The sequence below is a fragment of the Teichococcus aerophilus genome, from assembly GCF_014490485.1.
GTDB classification, from domain to species: domain Bacteria; phylum Pseudomonadota; class Alphaproteobacteria; order Acetobacterales; family Acetobacteraceae; genus Pseudoroseomonas; species Pseudoroseomonas aerophila.
On sequence record NZ_JACTVA010000037.1, the window covers coordinates 48,733 to 56,575 of the forward strand.

Below are 7,843 nucleotides of genomic sequence, written 5' to 3' on the forward strand. Positions count from 1 at the left end.
GGCCACCACCACGCCCCCCCTTGCCCACACCCACGTGCCCAACCCGCAGCGCTCAGCCCACCGGCCCAGGCGCCCAGCAAACACCACGGGCCAACAAAGGCCGCCACATCACCGGGAGATGACGACATGCATGTAGACCCCCAGGCCGAACACCGCTGGCTGCAACGACTGGTCGGAGGCTGGACCTTCGAAACCACCTGCTCCATGGGCCCCGACCAGCCCCCCGCCCAATCCAAGGGCAGCGAACAGGTCCGCGCCCTCGGCGACATCTGGATCCTCGGCGAGGGCGAAGGCGAAATGCCCGGCGGCGGCATCGGCCGCACCCTCATCACCCTGGGCTACGACCCGCTGAAATGCCGCTTCACCGGCAGCTTCATCGGCTCGATGATGACGCATCTCTGGCATTACAACGGCACCCTGCAAGGTGACGTCCTGACGCTCGACACCGAAGGCCCCAGCTTCAACGATCCCAACCAGATGTCGCAGTACCAGGATATCGTGACCATCCGCTCGGACAGCGAACGCACCCTCGCCTCCCGCGTCCGCCTGCCCGACGGCAACTGGCACGACTTCATGTCCGCCACCTACCGCCGCGTCACCTAGGGCGCCGCTCGGAGGAAGGCAGCGAACGCCGGGGAAGGAATTCCCCGGACCCCTTCTTTTCTTTTTCGGTTTTTGGATGGGCTTGTGACGAAGCTGGTCCGGGGCCAGGCCGGTTCGTGCCGGAGGTCCTGGAGCAGATTTCTATCAGGTCGCATCACCTGATGCAGTGAAGATGCTCTTCAAAACAACAGGCCAGAGCATGGGAGGTCAGCCTGTGCGGATGGAAAATGCTCTAAACCTCCGGCGACTGCCGGTTCAGCCCTGGCGACCCATCATCAAAAGCGTCCGCCCTCACATCGGAAACCCGACGCCAAACCCGCAGAAAAAAGCAGCGGTTCGGGGAATTCCTTCCCCGACCTTCCTGTTTTCTTTCCAAGGCGGACAGCACCCCCGGTCACGCCGGCACCGGCAACGTCACCCCACACCGCCGCAGCACTTCGTCCAGCAATGCGTCGCGCACCGGCGCATGGGATGTTTCGCGTTCCCGCGTCAGGGCCAGTTCCGCCGCCGCGTCCACGCCGCGCAGCCGTTCCGGTGGTGTCATGCCAATCCAGTCGGCCACGCAGCCGGCATGGGCCTCGGGGTGGAATTGCAGCCCGACCGCGCGGCGGAAGGCGAAGGCCTGGATGGTGTCGTCCGCCCGCGCCAGTACTTCGGCGTCCGGCGGCAGATGCACATGGTCGCCGTGCCAACGCACCCAGGGTCCGCGCCAGACCGGCGCCGCCACGTCCTCGATCTCGCCCCAGCCGGCATGCAGCCGCCCGGTCGCTTCCACCCGGCCGCCGATCGCCGCCGCCAGCAACTGCGCGCCGAAGCAGATGCCCAGCACCGGCCGCCCGGCCGCCACGGCCTGGCCGACATAGGCCACCTGCCAGCGGATCCAGTCGTCGCCGTCATACACGGCCTTGGGCGAACCGAGGCTGATGAGGAGATCCGCCGCATCCAGCCTGTCGCGGTGCGCCGCCAGCCCAGGCCCCGGCACGATGTCCAGCCTGGCCCCGCGCCGTTCCAGCGCCGCCCCCAGCAGGCCGATCGGCGCCAGGGGCGAGTTCTCGAGGACGGCGACGCGCATCGTATTCTTCATGCTCCGGTGGGGCGTGTCGCGCCATCATGCCACCCGCGCCACCGGCCTGCCAACGCCTGCCGCGCCGATTGCACGCCCGCGCCATTCCCCGCACAAACGCCCGGCGCGCACCCGCGGCCAACCGGATCACTCACACCGCCCATCCGCCCCACCGAGGCAGCCGAACCAACCCGCTCGCCATCCACACCGACCAACCGGCCAACCGGCCAACCAAACCAAGAAGCCAGCCGAACCCCTCAGGCAGCCAACAACCCCATCCAACGCATCGGCCCAACGAGGCCACCCAGGAAAGGAGCCACCCCATGCTCACCGGCCAATGCCATTGCGGCGCCATCCACTATGAAATGCCGTCCGAGGTGCTGCACCACGCGCTGTGCCACTGCACCGATTGCCGCCGCCATGCCGGCGCGCCGGTGGTCGCCTGGGCGATGATCCCGGCGGAGCAGCTCCGCATCACCAGCGGCCAGCCCGCCACCTACAACTCGTCGGAACACGGCCGCCGCCTGTTCTGCGCCGCCTGCGGCACCAGCCTGTTCTACATCAACGAGGCCAACCTGCCCGGCATGGTCGATATCCAGACCGCGACGCTGGATACCCCCGACGCCCTGCCGCCCCCCACCGCCCACATCCAGGCGGCGGAACGCATTTCCTGGATGCAGCACGCCCACACCCTGCCGGCCTTCGACCGCTACCCCGGCTGAGTCAGCGCACCTCGCGCGGCCAAGGCACCTGGTACCATTCGCCGCATCCGCGCTTCAGCCGAGGAATAGCCGCGCCCGGCGCACGCCAACCATCCGTCCATCCACGAACCAACCGACCCTCTCCCCAAGCGCACCCACACATGGGTTCCAAAGGCCTCAGGCCTTTGGCGGGGAGAGTTCGAGAGGGGCAGCGCCCCCTCTCGACCCACAAGAGCCACCGCCCTTTCAGATCACCAGCCCGCCATTCACATGCAGCACCTGCCCGGTGATGTAGGACGCCCCCGGCGAGGCCAGGAACGCGATCGCCGCCGCCACTTCCTCCGGCAGCCCCAGCCGCCCGGCCGGGATGCGCGTCAGCACCGCCTGGCGCGCCGCGTCATCCACCGCCGCATGCGCCTGCGCGTCCTTGCGGATATAACCGGGGGAGACGGCGTTCACCGTCACCGTCGGCGCCCACTCCACCGCCAGCGCCCGGATCAGCGCCTCCGCCCCCGCCTTGGCGGCGGCCGAGGCGGCGAAGATCGTCGAATCCGGCCGGAAGTAATGCGCGACGAAGGAGGATACGCCAACGAAGCGCGGCGCCTCCCCCTGCGCCAGCAACGGCCCGGCCGCGCGCGCCAGCCGCAGCAGCGCCCACAGGATGGTGTCCTGGGACTGGGCGAAAGCCTCGTCGCTCAACGCCATCACCGCCGTGCGGTCAGCGAAGCCGGCGTTGGAGACCAGCACGTCCAGCCCGCCCATCGCGTCGGCCGCTTCCGCCACCAGGCGCCCGGCGGCATCGGGCTGCATCAGGTCGGCCAGCAGCACATGCGCGGTGCCGCCCTGGCGCCGCACCGCCTCGGCGGCGCGCTCCGCCCCCTCGCGGTTGCCGCGCGCGTGCACCGCCACGCTCACCCCCGGCCCGGCCAGCGCCGCCGCCGTCGCCGCACCGATGCCGCTCGAAGCCCCGGTCACCAGAATCCGCCGTCCCGCCATGTCCCATCCTCCAGCTTTGTCCGCATCACGATAGGCGCGGCGCCTTGCGCGCCCAAGAGGCCAAGCCCATGCTGACGCGCAGCCGGCGCCAACAGCCGGGCAGCCGCAGGGCGCCGCAGGCCGGCCCCGCGGCCGGACAAGCGGAAACGACCCAGGGAATCATGACCAGCATGCTGACTGTACTGGAACCGGAAGGCCTCTACCCCGACACCAGCGAGGAACAGCGCATCCTCGGCCCCGGCGTCCGCCTGCTGCAGGGCGGCGGCGAGGAATCGATCGCGCATATCCCCGACGAGGTCTGCGCCCAGGTCGATGGCCTGTTCGTCTTCCGCAACTGGCTCGATGCCGCCGATATCGCCCGCTTCCCGCGCCTGAAGGTCGTGGTCCGCATGGGCGTCGGCTACGACCGGCTGGACCGCGCCACCCTGGCGGCGCGCGGCGTGAAGGTCTGCAACGTGCCCGACTACGGCACCACCGAGGTGGCGGACCACGCCATCACCCTGGCGCTGGCGCTGCGGCGCGGCATCACCCTGCATCACGACCTGCAGCGGGCGGACCCGCCGGCCCCCTGGGCCTATGTCCGCCACCCCATCCTGCAGCGCTTCGGGGAACAGCGCTTCGGCATCCTCGGCCTCGGCCGCATCGGCACGGCGGCGGCGCTGCGGGCCAAGGCGCTGGGCTTCAAGGTCGGCTTCCACGACCCCTACCTGCCGAACGGCGTGGACCGTGCCCTGGGCATCACCCGCTACCGCACGAAGGAGGAGCTGCTGGCCAACACCGACATCCTCTCCCTGCACGCGCCGCTGACCCGCACCACCCGTGGCTTCGTGGGGGAGAAGGAACTGCGGACGCTTCCCGCCGGCGCCGTGGTGGTCAACACCGCCCGTGGCCCGATGCTGGATATCGAGGCGCTGTACACCTGCATGAAGGATGGCCACATTGTCGGCGCCGGCCTCGACGTCATCCCGGACGAACCGCCGGTGGACCCGATCCCGCGCCTGCTGGCCGCCTACCGCGCCCGCGAGTCGTGGCTGGACGGCCGGCTGATCGTCACGCCGCACAGCGCCTTCTATACGCCGCATGCCTATGACGACATCCGGATCAAGAGCGCGGAGACGATGCGGGACGTGCTGGTGGACAGACTTGCCAGCAATGTGATCACGCCTGAGATGGACTGAGCCAAAAAAGCGACTAACGTTTTTGTTAGATTCTTTTTAAGAACTCTCATCTCCAGACGAGATTCAGACACTTCCTTACCAGAAAATAGTTATCATTCTCTGAAAATTAGTTGCTCTCTAAGCCCCCTCCGCTTCATTCCCAGCACATATCTTCGCGAGTGCAGCATAAAAAACGTCGGTACGGCGGGCACCCGTGTACATTAAGACATGCTCTGCGTGAGCGCTGAGGGGGTTTAGGGGATTTGGCGATGCATGTGATGCTCGACGTATCACGCCTGCTGGTCTGTGGACGCAAGCAGACCCCTTCGGGGATCGACCGCGTCGAACTGGCCTACGCACGCCATTGGCTGGCCGCCCCGCAGAACAGCTGCAGCTTCGCGGCCCAGGACCTGCGCGGCGGCTTCGCCCTGTTGCCCCGCGCCCTGGTGGCCGAGCTGGTCGCCGAACTCTGCATCGCCTGGGATGGCGGGGATGGCCGCATCACCGCCGCCCAGCGTGCCAACCGCATCGGCCTGCAGGCCCGTGGCCGCCTGCTGCTCGGCCTCGGCCGCGCCGACCTCTCCCGCATGCTGGCCAATACCCGCCGGCTGGTCTTCCTGCTCGTCTCCCACCGCGCGCTGGAACGGAAGGGCCCGATCGAGAGCATCCGCCGCCACGGCGCCGCCTTCGTTCCGCTGATCCACGACATCATCCCCGTTACCCACCCGGAATACGCCCGCCCCGGCCAGGCCGAGACGCACCAGCGCCGCATGGCCACCACCGGCGCCCTGGCGGATGGCATCATCGCCAATTCCGAAGCCACCGCGCAGGCGCTCGCCCCCTATCTCGCCCACCGCGACTCGCAGCCGCCCATCGTCGTGGCGCCGCTGGGGATCGAGAAGGTGCCCTTCAGCCCGCGCCCGCCCGCCACCTACCGCGGCCCCGGCGCCGCCTACGCGCACCCCTCCTTTGTCACCCTCGGCACCATCGAGCCGCGCAAGAACCACCTGCTGCTGCTTCACCTGTGGCGGGACATGGCCACCACCATGGGCAGCGACACCCCGCGCCTGACCATCGTCGGCAAGCGCGGCTGGGAAAACGAGAACGTGGTGGACATCCTGGAACGCTGCACCGCCCTCAACGGCGTCGTGCAGGAAGCCGGCCAGTTGTCGGACCGCCAGGTGGCCGGGCTGATGCGCAATTCCCGCGCCCTTCTCTTCCCCTCCTTCGCCGAAGGCTACGGCCTGCCGCTGGCCGAGGCCCTGGCCCTCGGCGTCCCCGCCATCTGCTCCGACCTGCCCGCCCTGCGCGAAGTCGGCGGCGATGTGCCGGACTACCTGGACCCGCTGGACGGCGCCGCCTGGCGCGAAGCCGTGCTGGACTACAGCCGGCCGGACAGCCCCCGCCGCGCCGCCCAGCTCGCCCGTATGGCCCGCTGGTCCGCCCCCACCTGGGAAGGCCACTTCACCCTGGTGGAAGCCATGCTGGAACGCGTGGCCTCCCCCTCCGCCGCGCCAGCCCTCAGCTGGGGCAGCCGCCGCCAGCCGGAGGTCCTGGCCCAGCCACCTCTTGTTGCGGTGCGGGACGAAGCCGTGTCATGAGCCGGCGAGCCCGCGTCCACACGGGTCCCGCCTAATCCGTTACCGCTTCGGGCCCGCCGCTTCGGGCCTGAACCCCTGACCCCATTGCGGGCCCTGCCGGCGCCCGCTGAATAGACGGAATGCCCGAAGGAACTTCCACCAGCGGCCCCGGCCGCGCCGCCGAGTCCACCGCCACCGCGCCGCAGGGCACGGATCTGGCGGGCGCGCCCATTGCGATCGTCGGCGCCGCGTGCCGCCTGCCCGGTGCGCCGGATCTCGCTTCCTTCTGGTCCATGCTCGCCACCGGCACCGACGCCGTGGGCCAGCTGCCGGCCGAGCGTTTCGCCCAGCCCGCCTTCTACCACCCGCGCAAGTCCGAATCCGGCCGCTCCTACAGCTTCGCCGCTGCGCATCTGGGCGACATCGCCCAGTTCGACGCCCCCGCCTTCGGCCTCTCCCCGCGGGAGGCGGCGGAGATGGACCCGCAGCAGCGCATCCTGCTCGAAGTCGCCGCCGAAGCGGTGGAGGATGCCGGCTGGCCGCTCGCCAAACTGGCCGGCCGCCCCGTCGGCGCCTTCATCGGCGGCTCCTCGACCGACTATGCCGAGCTGCGGCTGGGCGACCCCGCCGGCATCGACCGCTACTTCATGACCGGCAACACGCTGTCGATCCTGTCCAACCGCCTGACCAACATCTTCGACCTGCGCGGCGCCGGCCAGACCATCGACACCGCCTGCTCCTCCTCCCTCGTCGCGCTGCACATGGCGGTGCAGGCCCTGCGCTCCGGCCAGCTGGAAGCGGCGCTGGTGGGCGGCGTGCAGCTGCTGCTTTCTCCCTATGCCTTCACCGGCTTCTCCCGCGCCGGCATGCTCTCCCAGCGCGGCCGCTGCCAGGCCTTCGATGCGGCGGCGGATGGCTATGTGCGCGGCGAAGGCGCCGGCATGGTGCTGCTCAAGCCCCTCGCCCAGGCTCTGGCGGAGGGGGACCGCGTGCGCGGCGTCATCCTCGGCACCGGCACCAACGCCGCCGGCCGCACCATCGGCCTCTCCTTGCCCAACCGGGAAGCCCAGGCCGCCCTGCTGACCCGCGTGCTGGCCGAGAGCGGCCTGGACCGCGACGACCTCGCCTATTTCGAGGCCCACGGCACCGGCACCCAGGCCGGGGACCCGGTGGAAAGCTGGGCCATCGGCCGCGCGCTGGCCCGTGGCCGCGCCACGCCGCTGCCGGTCGGCTCGGTCAAGACCAATATCGGCCACCTGGAACCCGCCTCCGGCATCGCCGGCCTGCTGAAGGCCATGCTGGTGCTGGAGAAGGGGGTGCTGCCGCCCAACCTGCACTTCAACAACCCCAACCCGAATATCGACTTCGCCGGCCTCAACATCCGCATCCCCACGGCGGCGGAATCCATCGTCACCGGCCCCGGCAGCCTCGCTGGCGTCAACAGCTTCGGCTTCGGCGGCACCAACGCCACCGTGCTGCTGGGCGCCGCCCCCGCCGTGGCGCCGCTGCCGCAGGAGGCGCCCACCGCCCTGCCGCCGCTGCTGCTGACCGCGCATTCCGAAGCCGCGCTGAAGACCCTGGCCGCCAACTGGCGGGACCGCCTCGCCGCCCTGGCCCCGCCCCCCGCCACCCAGGGTCCGGCCACGCCCCCGCCCCTGCCCACGAAGCGGACAGCGGCTTCCGGCACGCAGCGCCCCGCCGCTTCCACGCCCGCCGCTACCAAGTCCGCCGCACCCGCCGCCA

General features: G+C 70.2%; 7 protein-coding genes. 5 read left to right on the plus strand and 2 right to left on the minus strand.

The window, feature by feature from the left end; translation table 11 throughout:
• Positions 1–126 precede the first annotated feature (126 nt).
• On the plus strand, positions 127–603 hold the full coding sequence (locus IBL26_RS17890; protein ID WP_187785876.1) for a DUF1579 domain-containing protein: 477 nt from the start codon (positions 127–129) through the stop codon (positions 601–603).
• 394 nt (positions 604–997) lie between these two features.
• Here the strand turns inward: IBL26_RS17890 and IBL26_RS17895 are convergent, their stop codons facing one another.
• A complete protein-coding gene (locus IBL26_RS17895) occupies positions 998–1,675 on the minus strand; it encodes a type 1 glutamine amidotransferase (RefSeq protein WP_187785877.1) in 678 nt (225 codons plus the stop codon).
• A 314-nt stretch (positions 1,676–1,989) separates the two neighbouring features.
• Here IBL26_RS17895 and IBL26_RS17900 point away from each other — a divergent pair, with 314 nt between their 5' ends.
• Positions 1,990–2,388, plus strand: coding sequence for a GFA family protein (locus tag IBL26_RS17900; RefSeq protein WP_187785878.1), 399 nt, complete (start codon positions 1,990–1,992; stop codon positions 2,386–2,388).
• A 225-nt stretch (positions 2,389–2,613) separates the two neighbouring features.
• Here IBL26_RS17900 and IBL26_RS17905 read toward each other — a convergent pair whose 3' ends face one another.
• A complete protein-coding gene (locus IBL26_RS17905) occupies positions 2,614–3,363 on the minus strand; it encodes an SDR family NAD(P)-dependent oxidoreductase (RefSeq protein WP_187785879.1) in 750 nt (249 codons plus the stop codon).
• A 161-nt stretch (positions 3,364–3,524) separates the two neighbouring features.
• Here IBL26_RS17905 and IBL26_RS17910 point away from each other — a divergent pair, with 161 nt between their 5' ends.
• The 3 genes from IBL26_RS17910 to IBL26_RS17920 form a co-directional block, all read left to right on the plus strand.
• Positions 3,525–4,541 (plus strand): C-terminal binding protein, encoded by a 1,017-nt coding sequence (locus IBL26_RS17910; protein ID WP_241749517.1) that lies wholly within the window; start codon positions 3,525–3,527, stop codon positions 4,539–4,541.
• A 257-nt stretch (positions 4,542–4,798) separates the two neighbouring features.
• Entirely contained in the window at positions 4,799–6,121 is a 1,323-nt protein-coding gene (locus tag IBL26_RS17915; protein ID WP_241749518.1) for a glycosyltransferase family 4 protein, read from the plus strand.
• Positions 6,122–6,240: 119 nt separating this feature from the next.
• The coding region (locus IBL26_RS17920; RefSeq protein WP_187785881.1) for a beta-ketoacyl [acyl carrier protein] synthase domain-containing protein at positions 6,241–7,843 on the plus strand (1,603 nt) is incomplete at its 3' end.

Coding starts and splice junctions, on each gene's coding strand:
- IBL26_RS17890 (WP_187785876.1), top strand. CDS start 127: ATGCATGTAGACCCCCAGGCCGAACACCGCTGGCTGCAACGACTGGTC.
- IBL26_RS17895 (WP_187785877.1), bottom strand. CDS start 1,675: ATGCGCGTCGCCGTCCTCGAGAACTCGCCCCTGGCGCCGATCGGCCTG.
- IBL26_RS17900 (WP_187785878.1), top strand. CDS start 1,990: ATGCTCACCGGCCAATGCCATTGCGGCGCCATCCACTATGAAATGCCG.
- IBL26_RS17905 (WP_187785879.1), bottom strand. CDS start 3,363: ATGGCGGGACGGCGGATTCTGGTGACCGGGGCTTCGAGCGGCATCGGT.
- IBL26_RS17910 (WP_241749517.1), top strand. CDS start 3,525: ATGACCAGCATGCTGACTGTACTGGAACCGGAAGGCCTCTACCCCGAC.
- IBL26_RS17915 (WP_241749518.1), top strand. CDS start 4,799: ATGCTCGACGTATCACGCCTGCTGGTCTGTGGACGCAAGCAGACCCCT.